General features: G+C 66.9%; 12 protein-coding genes. 5 read left to right on the top strand and 7 right to left on the bottom strand.

Annotation, left to right across the window (positions count from 1 at the left end; genetic code table 11):
• The first annotated feature begins 381 nt into the window (after nt 1–381).
• Complete coding sequence (locus tag ACFYRX_RS42125; protein WP_389112103.1) at nt 382–1,167, top strand: DUF3050 domain-containing protein; 786 nt, start codon at nt 382–384, stop codon at nt 1,165–1,167.
• Nucleotides 1,168–1,665: 498 nt separating this feature from the next.
• Nucleotides 1,666–2,592 (top strand): cation diffusion facilitator family transporter, encoded by a 927-nt coding sequence (locus ACFYRX_RS42120; RefSeq protein ID WP_389112164.1) that lies wholly within the window; start codon nt 1,666–1,668, stop codon nt 2,590–2,592.
• Between the two features lie 48 nt (nt 2,593–2,640).
• Here the strand turns inward: ACFYRX_RS42120 and ACFYRX_RS42115 are convergent, their stop codons facing one another.
• The 5 genes from ACFYRX_RS42115 to ACFYRX_RS42095 all read right to left on the bottom strand — a co-directional run bounded on the left by ACFYRX_RS42115 (nt 2,641) and on the right by ACFYRX_RS42095 (nt 9,251).
• On the bottom strand, nt 2,641–4,026 hold the full coding sequence (locus ACFYRX_RS42115) for a cation:proton antiporter (RefSeq protein WP_389112101.1): 1,386 nt from the start codon (nt 4,024–4,026) through the stop codon (nt 2,641–2,643).
• Between the two features lie 99 nt (nt 4,027–4,125).
• On the bottom strand, nt 4,126–5,763 hold the full coding sequence (locus ACFYRX_RS42110) for a tryptophan 7-halogenase (protein WP_389112100.1): 1,638 nt from the start codon (nt 5,761–5,763) through the stop codon (nt 4,126–4,128).
• A 90-nt stretch (nt 5,764–5,853) separates the two neighbouring features.
• Entirely contained in the window at nt 5,854–6,381 is a 528-nt protein-coding gene (locus ACFYRX_RS42105) for a flavin reductase family protein (RefSeq protein ID WP_389112098.1), read from the bottom strand.
• 85 nt (nt 6,382–6,466) lie between these two features.
• Nucleotides 6,467–8,335, bottom strand: a complete 1,869-nt coding sequence (gene asnB, locus ACFYRX_RS42100) for an asparagine synthase (glutamine-hydrolyzing) (protein ID WP_389112096.1) — start codon at nt 8,333–8,335, stop codon at nt 6,467–6,469.
• Nucleotides 8,336–8,516: 181 nt separating this feature from the next.
• Complete coding sequence (locus ACFYRX_RS42095; protein ID WP_389112094.1) at nt 8,517–9,251, bottom strand: PIG-L deacetylase family protein; 735 nt, start codon at nt 9,249–9,251, stop codon at nt 8,517–8,519.
• Nucleotides 9,252–9,346: 95 nt separating this feature from the next.
• Between ACFYRX_RS42095 and ACFYRX_RS42090 the strand changes: the two genes are divergently transcribed.
• On the top strand, nt 9,347–10,087 hold the full coding sequence (locus ACFYRX_RS42090) for a maleylpyruvate isomerase family mycothiol-dependent enzyme (RefSeq protein ID WP_389112093.1): 741 nt from the start codon (nt 9,347–9,349) through the stop codon (nt 10,085–10,087).
• 51 nt (nt 10,088–10,138) lie between these two features.
• Here the strand turns inward: ACFYRX_RS42090 and ACFYRX_RS42085 are convergent, their stop codons facing one another.
• Nucleotides 10,139–12,793 (bottom strand): phosphoenolpyruvate synthase, encoded by a 2,655-nt coding sequence (locus ACFYRX_RS42085; protein ID WP_389112091.1) that lies wholly within the window; start codon nt 12,791–12,793, stop codon nt 10,139–10,141.
• Nucleotides 12,794–13,141: 348 nt separating this feature from the next.
• On the opposite strand from ACFYRX_RS42085, the gene ACFYRX_RS42080 reads away from it, so the two are divergent.
• Nucleotides 13,142–13,759, top strand: a complete 618-nt coding sequence (locus ACFYRX_RS42080; RefSeq protein ID WP_389112089.1) for a GNAT family N-acetyltransferase — start codon at nt 13,142–13,144, stop codon at nt 13,757–13,759.
• 27 nt (nt 13,760–13,786) lie between these two features.
• On the opposite strand, the gene ACFYRX_RS42075 is transcribed toward ACFYRX_RS42080, so the two are convergent.
• Nucleotides 13,787–14,812, bottom strand: coding sequence for a ketoacyl-ACP synthase III family protein (locus ACFYRX_RS42075; protein WP_389112088.1), 1,026 nt, complete (start codon nt 14,810–14,812; stop codon nt 13,787–13,789).
• A 267-nt stretch (nt 14,813–15,079) separates the two neighbouring features.
• Here ACFYRX_RS42075 and ACFYRX_RS42070 point away from each other — a divergent pair, with 267 nt between their 5' ends.
• Nucleotides 15,080–16,609, top strand: coding sequence for a glutamine synthetase family protein (locus ACFYRX_RS42070; protein ID WP_389112086.1), 1,530 nt, complete (start codon nt 15,080–15,082; stop codon nt 16,607–16,609).
• Nucleotides 16,610–16,628: the final 19 nt, after the last annotated feature.

Below are 16,628 nucleotides of genomic sequence, written 5' to 3'. Positions count from 1 at the left end.
TTGAGCTGTTCGTAACATCTGCGAAGCGTCGTACGACGATCTCGTGTGCCTGTTTGGGGAGTTCTAAGCCGAGCCGAAGGCAACGCGACGACATTTGCATGACCAAAATCCAGATGCACAGTATCCGGCAGCTGGCACATCCTCGACGGAGCCAACCGTTGACTCCTCGCCCGCTCCTACCTCTCCACTGCATGCAAACACGGCCTCAACCCCAAAGCCGTCCTCTGCGAGCTGTTCGCAGGTAATCCCCGGACACCACTCAGGCGTAGTCAAGAACATGAGCAGTCACCTGGTGTCCAATTGAACGGTTATTGCGGTGCCGCAGGGCCAGGTTCATAGTTCACCGGAAGTAGACCGACCGCTGACCAAAGGGGACCGCAGATGTCGCGTTATGAGTGGGGCAAGCAAAATCCGGCGGTCGATAATTTGCGCAGGGTGGTCGACACTGCACGCATGCAGGTGGTGAAGCATCCGCTCTACGGGCGGCTGAAAACGCTTCAGGACGTCAACACGTTCACCGAGCACCACGTGTTCGCCGTGTGGGACTTCATGTCGCTGCTCAAGAACCTGCAGCGCAACCTCACCTGTGTCGACGTGCCCTGGGTGCCGCGCGGCTCCTCCGAGAGCAGGCGGCTGATCAACGACATCGTCCTGGTGGAGGAGAGCGACGCGCTCGGCAACGGATTCATCAGCCACTTCGAGCTCTATGTGAACGGCATGGAGCAGGCCGGCGCCGACACCAAGCCGATTAACAACTTCCTTGCCCGGATAGGCCAGGGTGTGTCTGTTCCGTCGGCGCTCGCCGACGCCGTAGTGCCACAGGCGGCGGCGGACTTCGTGAAGACCACCTGGGGCTTCATCGAGAAGGCGGAACTGCACTGTCAGGCGGCGGCCTTCGCGTTCGGCAGGGAGGACCTCATCCCGGAGATGTTCGACCAGATCGTCAAGATCGACGATCAGCAGGGCCTTCTCTCGACGTTCCGGGACTATCTGGAACGCCACATCGAGGTTGACGGCGAGGAGCACACACCGATGGCCATGGCGATGCTGGCCGACCTGTGCGGTGACGATGTGAAGAAGTGGGACGAGTGCGCCACAACCATCGTCACCGCCATGCAGGCGCGTCTGACGTTGTGGGACGGCATCGTGGCGGCGCTGGACTCCTGACCGGTCACCGCGTCGCAGGCCGGCCGGGTCCGGTTGGCGCCGGTTCAGGTGCTGCGATGCATCGGGATCGTGGTCCGCTCGCCCAGGGCACACGGGTAGCTGTTACTACGCAGGCTGCACAGCCGCCTAGGTCACCGAATCCCGCCGCCTACGAGACCGTCCTCGCGGCCTGACCACCACACCAACGGTGTCCGTCAAAGCGGAACAATCTCAGCGCCGGTCCGGACCGGCGCCGCAGCCAGGCCCACACGCGCGATTCGTTCCCGACCGTGCACCAGTCGGCTCGGCGCCGTGTGAGTTCCGAAGACGCGGTCAGAAGTGCAGTTGGGTGGGCGGCCAAGCGCCTGGGTTCCGTTGTCTCCGTCCGCTTCTCGGAAGGCACTCGCCTTGAGTCAGCCCCATGACCACGATCACGCGACGTCCCACACCCACCGTGACCACGGCGGTTCGCGGTGGTCACGGATCCGGCACGTGGTTGCACCGCACAATCACGAGGCGATGGACAAGGTCGACTCGGCGATGGAAACCTCCAGGGAAGGGATGCGCACCCTGTGGCTGTCGCTGGGCATCCTCGGGCTGACCACCGTCGTCCAGGCAGTCGTGGTGGCGCTGTCCGGGTCGGTGGCGCTGCTGGGTGACACCATCCACAACGGCACCGATGCGCTGACCGCCGTGCCGCTGGGGATCGCGTTCGTCGTGGGCCGGCGGGCGGCGAACCGCCGTTACACCTACGGCTACGGCCGCGCCGAGGATCTCGCGGGCATCGCCATCGTGCTGACCATCGCCGTCTCCTCCGCCCTGGCCGCCTACGAGGCGATCGACAGACTGCTGAGCCCGCGGGACGTCAGCCATTTGTGGGCGGTCGCGGCGGCCGCTGTGGTCGGGTTCATCGGCAACGAATGGGTGGCCCGGTACCGCATCCGCACCGGCCGCCGGATCGGCTCGGCCGCTCTGGTCGCCGATGGTCTGCACGCCCGCGCCGACGGTTTCACGTCGCTAGCGGTGCTCCTGGGCGCCGGTGGCGCGGCGATCGGCTGGCGGGCCGCCGACCCGATCGTGGGCCTGCTGATCACTTTGGCCATCCTGATGGTGCTCAAGGACGCGGCCCGGGAGGTCTATCGGCGTCTGATGGACGCCGTCGACCCTCAGTATGTCAACCGCGCCGAGAACGCCTTGCGGGTGGTGGACGGTGTCCGTGAGGTCGGCCAGGTACGGATGCGCTGGATCGGACACGCCCTGCGCGCGGAGGTCGACATCGTCGTGGCACCGGATCTCACAGTGGCCGCCGCCCACAGGCTGGCGGTCGAGGCCGAGCACGCCCTGATCCATGCTGTGCCCCGGTTGACCGCCGCCACCGTGCACACAGACCCCTCTGGCGATCACAGCGGCCCCCACTCGGCGCTGGCCCACCACGCCGATGCCTGACCCGGGCCCCAAAGGCAAGCTGGGTTGCCGAAGTGACCCGGCCGGTGTTCACCGCTTCGGTGGTGAGGTGGCGACAGGTCCCTCCTGGGTCGCGGCAGCGGTAGGGACACTGTGCGGCCGCCTCTCCGCGTCCGGCGTGTTCGGCGGCGGATGCGGATCGGAACCGTCGGCGGCCATGAGCTGACGGCTGCTGGGCAGCAGTGGGCTCGCCAGCGCAGTGGTGACGAGCGCCATCACCACCATCATGGTGAACATCCGGGAGTCGAGGACTCCGAGCTGGACCGCGGCGTTAAGGATGATCAGTTCGGTCAGCCCGCGGGTGTTCATCAGCAGCCCGAGGGCTCGTGACTCCCGCCAGGACAGTCCGAGAAGACGCGCCGGAGTCATGGCTCCGAGCAGCTTGCCCGCGCAGGCGACGGCCACGATGACGGGCAGCTCCAGGTATTCCCGGGCGCCGAGGCCGTTCAGGTTGACGCCGAGGCCGGTGACGATGAAGAACACCGGCAGCAGCACCGTGCTGATGTTGTCCAGCGGACGGTGCAGGGGCTCGGTGAGAGCGACCGCAGACTCGCGCGGCATGATCAAGCCGAACAGGAAGGCTCCGAAAATGCTGTGGATGCCGATCCAGGTCGTCGCGTACGCCGACAGGAAGGTTCCGGCCACGAGCAGCACGAGCAGTTGCTTCCACCACTGCCGGGCTGCGAAGTGGCCGACCACCTTGGCGATCGCCGGCCGTACCACCAGGAACATCAGGAGCACGTAGCCCGCGCTCAGCCCAAGGACCTGCGCCACGTCGCTGCCTCCGCCGGAGGTGACGAGCGCGGAGACGTAGGCCAGCATGCACCAGGCGAGGATGTCGTCCACGGCCGCGCTGGCCAGGGCGAGAGCACCGACCCGGGTGTGGGTGAGCCGGTTGTCGGTGAGGATCCGGGCAAGCACCGGGAAAGCGGTCACCGACATGGCCGCGCCCATGAACGTGGAGAAGGTGAGGAAGGAGACGTGGTGGCCCGCCACCGTGCTGTGGTGCGGATAGAGAAAGACGGCCACCGCCACACCGAGACCGAAGGCCAGGGCCACGGACGAGAGGGAGACTGCGACCGTCATCCCGCGGTGCGGGCGCAATAGGCTTCTCTCGAACTCCCAGCCCACTATGAACATGAACAGGGTCAGGCCGATCTGGGAGACCGCGGACAGCAGCGGCCGTACGTCGGCCGGGAAGAGCTTGCCGGTCAGATCGCCGGGCAGAAGTCCGAGCACGCTGGGACCGAGCGCGATACCAGCAAGTACCTCGCCGATCACCACGGGCTGGCCCAGCCGCCGTGCGACTCTTCCCAGCAGCATGCCGACGAGGAGCACGCAGGCGATTCCGGCCAGCATTGTGGCCACTTGGAGGTCGGCGCGCGAGGCGGGGGACGTCAACGCGAGGGACATCATCACGATCTCCTACGGAAGCGGGACGCGCCCGAGCGGCGGCCTCCGCAGCGTCCCGTGCGGACGGGATCGCCCGCGGAGGCCGCCGCGGACTGCCGTTTCCTACCGCCGGCTGTTGAGCGCCGCTTTGATCCGCGGGGTGTCCACGAGGTAGCGCATGTCCTCGGGGCCCTCCTCGGCGAGCCAGCGGGCCAGGGTCAGGAACGAGTCCTGGGTCTTGGCGACGAAACGGGACTGGGGATCGTCCAGGCCTTGCATCGGGAGCACCGCCGGCGAGGAGCGGACCAGCCGCATCAGCTGTGCGCCGGCGTCACCGGACGCGAGTTCGCCGTGGTCGACAGCGTCGCAGAGCCGGACCATCTCGAGGAACAGTTCGTCGTAGGCCTTGTTCGGGAACAGCGAGCCGGTGAACGCCTCGTCCTCCAACTCCTTGAAAACGCCCTCGTCGCGGGTGGCACGGAAGCGTTCCACGGCGCGGGCCAGGCGCATGCTCGCAGGCATCTGCGAGGAGGCCCACACGCGGTACACGGCGTTCCACAGGTCCCAGTCCGACCAGGAGATGAAGGAGCAGTTGACGAGGTCGTCGTTGTAGGTGATCTGGGCCTGCTGGAGTCGCTCGACGTAGGAGAAGCGCTCCTCGGAAAAGTCATCGTCCTTGAGGGCCTCAAGGAGGCGCCAGGCGACTGCGTCGATGACCTGACCGGTGTTGGACAGGCCGCGGGAGTACAACGGGTCGATGAAGCCCGCAGCATGCGACATCATGCACCAGCGGTTGCCGACGGTCTTGGTCGAGGTGTACTGGAACCGGCCGGTGGACACCCAGGGACGGACCGTCTTGGCGTTCTCGAAGATCCGCTCCAAGACCGGGAACCGGCTGACGTGGTGGGCGAACTCCTGCTCCGGGGTGAGATCGTCCCGCTTGGGGTAGCGGCGTTCGTCGAAGGTCAGGCCGACGCTCACCAGAGGGTTGATCGAGGCGGGGTCGTTGTTGAACGGGATGATCCAGAACCATCCCCGCTCGAAAACATGGTGCACCGTGCCCTTCACCCAGGGAAGAGGCGGCCGAGCCGATTCCGGCATGTTCAGGCACTCGTCGGTCGGACGGACGTCGATCATGTGGGTGAACAGCGAGCGCGCATGATGCTTGAGCGCGTCGGGTCCGGCCCGCAGGCCCAACTGCTGGGCCACCGGTGACCGGAAGCCGCTGGCGTCGACGAGATACCGGGCGCTGTGCCGGCTTCCGTCCTGCCCGACGACGGTGACTTCGGAGTCGTTCAGCTCGACGTTGTCGACACGGTAGCCCTGCTGGGCGACGCAGCCGTACTTCACGGCGGTGTGAAAGAGGTAGGCGTCGGTGTCTTGCCGGAACAGATGACTGGTGTGCAGGTTGGGGATGGTCGTGCCGAGCTGTGTGGTGTGCTCCGGGTCCGGCTCCTTGCCTTCCTCATGCATCATGAAGCCGAAGTGGAGCTTGCGGCCCATGGTCGGAGCGATCTGCTGCATCGCGTCCTCGAACGAGCAGAACAGCTCCAGTTCGGGCACTCCGTAGCGCTCGGCGAGGATGCGGAACGTGTTGAGGGTGTGCGGGATGGTGGACTCCCCGACGGCGAACCTCGGGTGCACTCCGGAATCGACGAGCATCACCTTCGCCCCGTTGCGGGCGAGGATGGCACCCAGGATGGAACCGGCTATCCCGGAGCCGAGGACGATCACGTCATAGGCGCCGTCGCGAGCTTGCATGGACTTTCCTCCCTGGAACGTGGGTGTAGCGATCTGTTCGGCGTGACGTCCTGCGTGCCGTCCGCCCGACCGCCGGACGACAGTCCTCAGTCAGGCGAACGCGGTCCACCAGTCGGCGTGCTGCGGGTCCAGTCGGCGGTAGGCGCCGCCGTAGAACACCAGGGGATCGGGCAGTCCCTGCTCGTCGGCGGACATGGCCACAACACGGCCGATCACGATGTCGTGGTCGCCTGCCTCCACGATCGACGCCCTGGTGCATTCGACGACGGCCAGCGCGTCAGGCAGCACCGGAGCACCGAGGCGCCCGGTGTCAGGCGTCAGGTCCTTGAACCTGTCCCGGCCGGGTCGGGCGAAAGACAGCGAGACTTTCCGCTGCGCCTCGCTGAGCACGTTGACCGCGAAGTGCGAGGCGCCCGTGAACAGGGGGTGGAGCTGAGAGGCCCGGCTGACGCAGAAGAGCACCAAGGGCGGTTCCAGGGACACCGAGCAGAACGAGTTCACGGTCATTCCGATCGCGAGTCCGTCGTCGGTGCGGGTAGTCACCACCACCACGCCGGTGGCGAATCGCCCGAGGACACCGCGGAGGGTACGCGGATCGATAGTCGGAGTGTCGATCATTTCCGTGCACCGGCTTCCTGTCGGCCACAACCAGCGTTCTTCTCGGGTCTGCGGTCGCCCCTGTCCGCGCCCGCATGCGCGGCACTCAGGCAGCGACGGTGACTCCCTGCTCACGGACCCACAGGTCGAGCCCGATCGTCATTTCGACGCTCGCCCGGCTGATGCCCCGTTGTGCAGCGCCCGGAGCCCCGGACAGCACGGCCTCGACCCGGGACTTGTCCAGCAGGTTTGCGACCGGACTGGCTGAGTCCCGCGTGAGTTCGCCTAGTTGGGCCCGCAAGGCTTCGTCGTAGGCGGGGTCCTGCAGCTTGGGGAACGGTGACTTGGGGCGGTCCAGGACCTCGGCGGGCATCAGGTCCCGGACCGCATCCCGCAGCAGGGACTTCTCCCGGCCGTCCGCCTCCTTCATGGACCACGGCACGTTGAAGACGTACTCCACCAGGGCGCGGTCACAGAACGGCACGCGGCCCTCGAGAGCCGCGGCAGCCCCCATACGGTCCTTGCGGTCGAGCGTCACCCGCACATACCGGGTCATGTGCAGGTACGTCAGCTCCCGCATACGCCGCTCGAGCCTGGAGTCCGAGTCCAATCGCGGCACCTCGGCGATCGCGTCCTTGTAACGGTCACCGATGTAGCCGGGCAGGTCCAGTTCCTTCACCAGCCGACGGTCGAGAAGATCGGAGAACTCCTCGAAGCGGTGGCCCGCGCCGAACCACGGAAACGCGCCGGACTCGGCACGGGGCTCCTTGAACCAGCGGTAGCCGCCGAACAACTCATCGGCGCCATCACCGCTCAGCGCGACTTTCGATGTCTCCCGTACCGCCGACGACAGGCGGTGCGCGGCAACGTACATGTCCAGTCTGGCCGTCGGACGGTCCATCGCCGCGATCACCGCGAGTTGACGTCCGCGGTCGGCGGAATCGGCCGCGCTGAGTACGAGTTCGCGGTGTGTCGTACGCAGATGCCGGCTCATGAGGTGCGCGTACGGGCTGTCGGTGTCGGGGAACTGCTCGTTCGAGCGGAAGTTGTCGAAGTGGTACCCGAACTCCATCGAGTACGTCCGCAGTTCGTCGTCGGGTGACCCGCCCACGTGCGCCGAGAGCTGGGAGCCGCCCAGAGCCGCAGCCAGGGCGCAGATGGCACTGGAGTCCAGACCGCCGGAGAGCATCACCCCCAGCGGCACGTCGGAGACGAGTTGGGTGCGGACCGCGTCCTCCAGCAGCTCCCGTACGGTCTTCACCGTCGTCACGTAGTCGTCGGTGTGCTCCCGTGCCTGCAACTGCCAGTACTTGGCGCGGTGCAGGCCCTGCGCGTCGTAGGTCACCACCTCGCCGGGAACAACCTCATAGACGTCACGGAAGACGGAGAGGCCTGGGGTGGGTGTGAAGCCGAGCAGTTCTCGCAGACCGTCCTGGTCGACCTCGGGCCGGCGCAGCCCGCTGGCGAACAGCGCCTTCGGTTCGGAGCCGAACAGCAGTCCGTCAGCTACCTGGGTGTAGAAGAGCGGGTAGATGCCGAACCTGTCCCGGATCATCACCAGACAGTCGGCGCGCTCGTCCCAGACGGCGAAGGCAAACATGCCGCGCAGCCGCCCCGCGCATTCCGTTCCCCACTCCAGGTAGGCGTGGAGCACGACCTCGGTGTCGCTGCGGTCGCGAAACCGGTGACCGCGCGTGGACAGTTCGGACCTCAGCTCCTCGGTGTTGAAGATTTCACCGGTGTAGGCCAGGACAGCTGTGGCGGTACCCGATTCGTTTGCCGCAATCATCGGCTGCTGTCCGCCGGACAGGTCGATGACGGCATTCCGGCGGAATGCGATCACCGCATGCCGACCGATCCAGCGTCCTTCCTGGTCCGGTCCTCGTGTGGTCAACGGCTCCGACATCCGATCCACGAGATCGTGACGGCCGGAAAGGTCACAATTGAATGACACCATTCCTGCGATTCCGCACATAGCTGCTCCTCATGGAGACGTCGAGTGAACCGCAACGAAAGGCGGCACCGAATACCGGCGGGCAACGGGAGAAGGCGGAACCTCCAGAATTCCATGATGGGAGGTCTCCGGAAAAGTGTGCAGCCACGGATGCGCCATTGTCATCCGTGCCAGACCGGACGTGGTGCCGGTGCCCGCCCGGTCAGAGGTCGAGCACTTCGACGGGGATCGCGAGCTCGCAGCCGAGCTGCCGCCCCGCCGCGCGGGTCCTGGAGCGCAGTACCAGGGAGAGCTCCTCGAACGTGCCCTGGCTCTCGCCGAGCCCGTCGAGGTAGGCGGAGTGTTCCTTCAGTGAGGCCAGGCCAGTGGCGAAGTGTTCGGTGACATCGATGCCGTGGGTGGAGTCGGGCGAGGCGAGGACGACGATCGTGCGGGCGCCGCTCCAGGGCTCGTGCCCTTCCTTCAGCAGTTCACGGAAGACCCACCGGTTACCGGCGTCGCGAGCGGCGTCGATGGTGGCGAGACCGACCGCTATGTGGTCGGCCTGGTTGAGGGTGCCGTTGATGAACTTCGGCCGGCAGTTGATCAGGACCACGACCTCAGGCCGGTGGCGCCGGATCGCCCGGGCGATGTCGCGACGGAGTGCGAGCCCGTATTCCAGCGTGCCGTCCGGGTGTCCGAGGAACTCCACCGCCTGCACCCCGACCACCGAGGCCGATGCACGTTCCTCCTTCTCACGCAGAGGCCCGGCGTCTTCAGGGTCCATGCCGTCGATACCTGCCTCGCCGCTCGTGGCGAGGCAGTAGGCGATCTTTTTTCCCTGCGAGGTCCACCTCGCGATGGCGGCGGCCCCGCCGTATTCGAGATCGTCCGGATGCGCGACCACCGCAAGTCCGACCGACCAATCCTCGGAAAGTAACTGCAATTCAACTCCCATGTTCTCGATGCTAGCGACTCGGTGGTGCGATCCCAACAAGGAACAAGACACTATGGATCCGCGGTCAATACCTTGAGGAATGGGAGGAGATTTCCATGTCCGATCCGGAGAGTCCTGAGGAAATCGTCGAACGGGTCAGGGACGCCCATGCCCGTGAACGCCGGCTCATCGGGGCGCTCGCCGAGGAGCAGATACGGGTCCCTTCGCCGCTTCCGGGATGGTCGCGCGCGCATCTGCTCGCCGCGCGGCCGACCTTCCTGCACGCGGCGCTGCGGCAGATCGATTACGGGCGGGCCGGACGGACGACGCCGTTCTATCGCGGTGGAACCGACCCGCGCGAAGCCGACCGGGCGGGCCGTGACGCCGAGGTGGAGGCGAACGCCGCGCTGCCGGCGGAGGATCTCGTGCAGGCCGTCGGTGCGGCCACCGCGGTTCTCGACGATGCCTGGTCACGTCTGGGCCCGGCAGATTGGGCGCGCCCCGCCCGGTACCGCGGCCGCGGGATGCTCCTGGACGTGCTGTTCGCCAGCTGGCGGGAGAGCGAGGTCCACATGGTCGACTACGACTTGGGCCCGCGACCGGCCGACTGGTCCGCGGAGTTCTGCAGCCACCTGCTCGACTACCTCGCGCGGCGAGTGCCGAAGGGTATGTGCCTGGAACTGTCGACGCCGGACGACCGGCGCTGGAGCCTTGGTCGGGGTGAGCCCGTCCGGGTCCGGGGTGCACTGACCGATCTCGCGGCCTGGCTGGGGGGACGGGCGCTGGACGGCCGACTTGAGTGCTCGACCGGGGAGCTGCCACTCATCGGCCACGCCGCCGCGCGATCGGTCGCCTGACGTACGTGGCTGCACCGAAGAGCACGGCGTGCTCTTCGGTGCAGCCATCGCTCAGTCGGGCAGAACTTCGACGGTTCCGCGGGAGCCGTCCACGCGCACGCGAGCGCCGTCCGGTATCAGCTTGGTGGCGTTGTCGACGCCGACGACCGCGGGAAGTCCCAGTTCTCGGGCGACCACGGCGCCGTGCGTCATGAGACCGCCGATCTCCACTACCAGGCCACTGACCGCGGAGAACAGCGGGGTCCACGCGGGGTCTGTGAAGGGCGCGACCAAGATGGCGCCCTCCGACAGCTGGGCATCCTCCGGTCGCAGCACTACGCGGGCCTGAGCCTCCACCACTCCGGCGGAGACCGGCAGGCCGATCAGAACACCGTCGCCGGTCGGCTTGGGCCCCAGCCCCACCAGGATTTCGCCGTCGCTGGTCATCAGCCGGGGCACCGTCAGACCTTGCGCCGCTGTGTACTCACCCTTGCGCTCGGCGATCAACGTATCGAGGCCCGGCAGTCGCTCGCCGTCCACGAGCCGCCGCAGTTCGTGCAGTTCCAGGTAGTCGACGTCCTCCACCGCCGACAGTGTTCCCGCGCTCACCAGCGCGGCAGCCTCCTCGCGAAGGACACGGCGATAGGTGTCGTAGAGGTGCACCGTGAGGAACTTCTGGTGCTCTCGCATGCCCATCATGGCGCGGTAGACGTGGATCAGCCGGGACATGACGGCCGCCTTCGGCCGGCCTGCCGGGGTCGATCGGATGGCGGTGAGGATGCGCCCTGCGGCCGCCTTCGCTTCGCGCTCGCCTGCCAGGAAACGCTCCCGGTGCTCTCCTGCCCGGCCGGTGTTGGCATTGGCGAGGATTCCGGCGAACAGCTGCGCCGGGCGGCTGTGCCATCGCTCCCGGGTGATGTCGAGTTCACCCGGGCACCGCATCCCGTAGCGCTGCAGGAATCCCTCGAAGGCGGTCCGGAACGCGGGTCCGCCCGGCACCGCGTCCAGCGACTGCATGACGAAGGGTTCGGGCGGGGCCTGCAGCAGTTGCTGCAGTTCGGGTTGCTCGCGGACGAGGTCGGCGAGGTCGCCGATCTCCACGCTCATGCGTGTCGTGACGTTGCCCGGCATGGACTTGTCCAGCGAGGCCAGTTCCGACGTGTCGTTGAGCCACACGCGGCTCTGGCGTTCGATAAGCGTTCTAGCCAGAGCGGCGGAGAACTGTGTCGTGGTCAGCTCGTAGTACACCCGTATCGACTTCTTCATGTCCTGCTGGATACGGGCGATCCGGTTTGCGCCGTCCTCGGTGTCGAACGCGTCGCGGGTGGCCTGGGTTTCGCGTGTGATGAACGCCTGCCGCTTGGCCTCGGCCGTCTTCCAGTCTCGCCAGCCCAGGTCGGCCGCGACGTTGCCGAGGGTGCGCAGAACGTTGACGTTGGTCCGCACGAAGCTGCCGAGCCGGAAGCCGTGGCCAGTGCTGAACTCCGGACGCCGTGCCACCTCCAGGAAGGCGCCGGCCATCCGCCTGTCCATGGTTCCGGCCGGATGGGCGTACAGCATCCGGCCCAGCCTGGTGTGCAGCAGGTCGGTGTAGTCGATGAAGAGCCGGTTGCCCGCACTGGCCATGGCCCGGGTGCGGCCGTCGGGGCCGCGGGTACCGAAGGGGAAGTAGGTGCGGATCACGGAGAGCGCGAGCGGCTTCATCGCGTCCGTCATCATCTGCTGGTGGCCCAGCGAGAAGTAGACGTGCAGGCGCCCGTCGTCGGGCGGCTCCGTCAATGGGTACAGCGTGGTGACCGGTCGGGACTGCAACACGTGGAAGCGACTGCCGTCCCAGGCCCACTCGATGTCCTGCGGGCTGCCGAAGTGCCGCTCCAACCGGCGTCCGAGGTCTGCCAGTTCCATGATCTGCGGGTCCGGCAAAGCCTGTGCACGCCGACGTTCCTCGGGAACCGGCTGCCGCACGACGCCGCCGGACGGCTCCGACACGATGGCCAGTGCCTTGTCCGCGATCGTGCGGTCGAGAGTCCCGTCCGTGCTGATTCGGTACAGGTCGGGGTTGACCAACCCCGACACGATGGCCTCGCCGAGTCCGTAGCTGGCGTTGACCACGACCACGCCGCGGTGTCCGCTGATCGGGTCGGCGCTGAACATCACCCCGGAGACATCCGGTTCGACCAGGCGCTGCACGACGACCGCCAGGTCTACATGCCGGTGATCGAATCCGTGCCGCACGCGGTACACGATCGCCCGCTCGGCGAAGAGCGAGATCCAGCACCGTCGGACTGCGTCCAGCATGTGGGTCTCGTCGCCTACGTTCAGGAAGGTGTCGTGCTGCCCGGCGAAGGACGCGCCCGCGAGATCTTCCGCCGTGGCCGAGGACCGTACGGCGTACGCGTGGTCGGTTCCCGAACGCCGCCATGCGTGGAGCAGTTCCGAGCGCACGTCGTCGGGGACCGGCAGCTCGCCGAGATGCGTGCATACCTCGCGGCTCAGTTCGCTCACGGCGGTCCGGTCGTCCACATCGATTTTTTCCAGCCGGAGGTACAACCTCTCCATTTCGGGTGACGCGTCGATGAATCTGCGGAATGCCCCGGTGGTGAGGCAGAAACCGTCCGGTACCGGGACACCGGCCCGGTGCAGCTCGCCCAGATTGGCGCCTTTCCCCCCTACCAGGAGACCGGAATTTCTGTCCACTTCGGACAGCGCGATCGTATAGCCGACCATTCTTTATCGATCCTCCATGTACGTCGACGCCACCGAGCAGATCCCGTCAAGAGTGCGACAGGGCCCGAGCCCGCACAAAAATCCGATACGGGACGAGCAGTGCCGCCGGGCACAAAGCGACGAATCCAATGTCCCCCGGCGGCTGATGCCCTGTCACGCAGTGTTGTGCACCTCGGTTCCACGTGCGGCCGGCGCTGCCGTGCCACTGTTCGACTGCGGTTTCTCCGCTGTTGAACCGACGTGGGTGGGCGTTCGGGCGTGAGCGCCGGTTCCGGGCGGGGCCCTGCATCGGACGCGAAGCGGCCGGTAGTCTCTGGCCGAGCATTCACTGCATTGAAGGAGCCTGCCATGACCTGGGTCGAACGTGCCTCGGTGCCACTGGAATGCGAGCACGTTCTGCTGCGGCCGTTGCGAGAGCAGGACCGTGCCCAATTGCATGCAATCGCGCTGGAGCCACGAATCTGGCGTTACTTCGTGACGAACATCGAGACGGATAGCGACTTCCACGCCTGGTTCGACGGGATGATGCGCGAGCAGCAGGCAGGCCGCCGAACGGTCTTCTGCGTTACCGACAAAACCAGTGGCGCCGCGGCCGGCAGCATGTGCTTCAGCAATTACGCAGAAAACGAGCGGCGTCTGGAGATCGGCGGTTCCTGGCTCGGCACCGCGTTCCAGGGCCGGGGGTTGAACCGCTGGGCCAAGTTCGTCCTGCTGCGGCACGCATTCGAAGAACTGCAGGCCGAGCGGGTCGAGTTCAAGACTGATGTGCTCAACGTCCAGGCCCGGCGTGCATTGTCGAACATCGGTGCCGTCGAGGAAGGCGTGCTGCGCAGCTACAACTACATGCCCGGTGGCCGCCGTCGTGACGCGATCTTCTACAGCGTGCTGCGCCAGGAGTGGGCCGGTGTGAAGCAGGCTCTGCTCGACCACGCCAAAGTGCGTCCCGCCGGGGCGCAGACCGGCTGACCCCCGTCATCACCTGCAGGGCGTCCTTCATGGCGTCGCGGTGATCTCCAGCACCACGCAGGCCGCCTCCATGCCGGGCGCGCAGCCGACCAGCAGGACCTTGTCCCCCACCGCGACACCACCCTCGCGCCACACGTGCTCCACTCCGCGGATCATGTCCAGCGGACCGGCGTGGCCGACCCGGCGCGTGAACTCCCAGATGCCGCGGTCCAGGTCGATTCCCAGCGGGTCCAGCAGCATGTCGCGGATCCCGTCCAGGGTGAAGCCGTCGTGGACCACGCGCGCGACTTCGTCCACGGTGATACCGGCGTCCTTGAGGGTCTGCTCAGCAGCGTCGATGAGGAGGGAACCGAAGTCCCCCAGCGGCGGCACCGCGCCGAGCGCGGTCTGCCGCTGGAAGTGGGCCATACGCGACCGGAAGTCCAGGGATGCGCCGACGGTGAGGCCGGGCGGAAACATCTGCTCTCCCGAGCGGTGCTTCAACTCCAGTTCGGGATCGGACACCGCGCCCACCGCCAGGATGCGTGCAAAGCCCTGGCGTTTGGACACCACCACGGCGCCTCCGCCGTCGGCGAGCACGTACTGCTTCGAAGCCCGCCAGCGGTCGACGGCAGGCGTTCCGAAGTTGTCCCCCGCGGTGATCAGCACTGCGGACCGGTCCGGAACAGCGTCCAGGAAACACACGGCAAGGTGCAGTGCCGAGAAGAATCCGACACAACCGTTGCGCACCTCGAGAGAGGTGACGGGCTGGTTGACCGTGTGCCGGTTGATGTAATGGGGCGCCGACCAGCCGTCGGGGCCCTGAGGGTGCACATCGGTATGGAAGACGGCGCTGATCTCCTCTGCCACGTGTCCAGAGTGCAGCAGCGCCGACCTCGCCGCCTCGACGGCGAGATCCGGGGCGGTAGTTGCGCCGGCCACCGAGATCGACACCAGGCCGCTCTCCTCGCATTCCCGAGCGTCCCACCATCCCCTGTCGACCGCCTCCGCGGTGGACACGATGTCCGTCCTGGCCGTCCCTATTCCGCTGACATGGATGCCATCGACCTTCATGTGCGCCTCAACCCCCGCCTGCGATCGTTCGCGCGCTCAATTGCCGTACGCACTCGTGGATTCCGCGGTGCGGGATCCGCGTCGACTGTTCCTCGCGGCGAGCGCTGTGTCCAGGCGCTCATCGCAGGACCTGAGTGCGACTGACGCTTCGTCAGTCCCATGTTCGACTGCGAGTGCTCCGTGGTTGAACCGTGAGACCATCGCCGGGCACCGGCCCCTGGAGCCCGTGTACCAGTACCCGATCGAACAGCCGGAGGAGTAGTGGCCATGTCGACTCGGCGGTGGTCGAACTGCTTTGCACACAGCAGCGTGGGGCGCCCGGGATTCGTCGAAGAATTCGGCTCCTGGGACGACCAGAAGAAGGCGGCGGCCGAGCAGATCGACGCCGGGCTGGACGGGATCGAGTTCGTCCGGGTCGTCTTCTGTGACATCCACGGGCTGGCCCGGTCGAAGACGGTTCCCGCGCAGGTGTTCCGCAGCGTGCTGCGCAACGGCATGGACTTCAGTCCGGGACCGTTCCTCTTCGACACCGGGCATGCGGTGGCAGTGGACTTCCTCAGCGACGACCCGCAGGTAGGTGTCCCAGAGATCGCAGGCGCGGGTGACTTCGTACTGATTCCCGATCCGCTGACCTTTCAAGTGCTGCCGCACATCGAGCCGGTGACCGCTTGGGTGATCGGAGACGAGTACCTGCGCGACGGCACCCCACACCCGCTCTCCGCACGACGCACGCTGCGCCGGATCGTCCAGCGGTATGCGGCCCAGGAGCTGGCCCCGGTCGTCGGTCTGGAGGTCGAGTGGTACCTCACCCGCCGCCTCGGCGGGCCTGCCGGGAACCAGGGGAACGGCTTCGGCCTCCAGGGCGACGCTCCAGTGGTGGAGGCCATCAACTCCGGCTACCAGTTCAACCTCGACTCCTTCTACGACTCGGCCGCAGGCATCGTGGACCCGCTGGCCATGCTGCTCCAATCGCTGGGAATGCCGCTGCGCTCGATGGAGCACGAGTCGGGCCCGGGGCAGATGGAGACGACCTTCGCCCCCATGCTCGCCATGGACGCGGCCGACGCCATGCTGTTGTTCCGGACCGTCGTCAAGCAGTACTGCGCGCGCCGCAGCTACCACGCCTCGTTCATGACGCTCCCGGGGATCGACGGATTCGACCCCAGCGGTTGGCACCTGCACCAGTCGGTGATGAACACCCGGACCGGCGAGAACATCTTCGCCGGCGCTGACGCCCCGCAGAGCCTGTCGCCCGAGGGGAAGGGGTATCTCGAAGGGCTGCTGGACCGCGCCCGCAGCCTGTGCATGCTCTCGGTCCCCACCGTCAACGGCTACCGGCGCATGTCCCCGCGGTTCACGCTGTCGCCGAGGTCGGCGAACTGGAGTCCGGAGGATCGCAGTGTGATGGTACGGGTGCTCGGCGAGGGCGCGTCGCTGCACATGGAGAACCGTGTCGGCGAGCCCTGCGCCAATCCGTACTTCACCATGGCTGCGCAGTTGTCGGCGGGACTGCACGGGCTCGCGGGTGACGCTCTTGTCCCGGGGGCACCGGGCGAGGACGCCGCTCATGTCGCGGCCCTCCAGCACGCTCAGCTCCCCGGGTCGCTGCGCGAGTCACTCCAGGCCTTCCGCGACAGCAGCCACGCGGAGTCCCTGCTGGGCCGACCGCTCGCCTCCTGCCTGGCAAAACTGAAGGAGAGCGAACTCTCCCGGTTCGAGGATTGGTGTGCGGTGGAAGGTGTCTCCGGCGAAGAAGTCACGGAGTGGGAGCAGCGGGAATACTTCGGCGTGTTCTAAACACCTGCGGCCGGCAGCT

This window comes from Streptomyces sp. NPDC005374 (assembly GCF_042872225.1).
In the GTDB taxonomy this organism is placed as follows: Bacteria; Actinomycetota; Actinomycetes; order Streptomycetales; family Streptomycetaceae; genus Streptomyces.
Note: the sequence above shows the minus strand (reverse complement) of the source record. Positions and strands in the feature narration are given on the sequence as shown.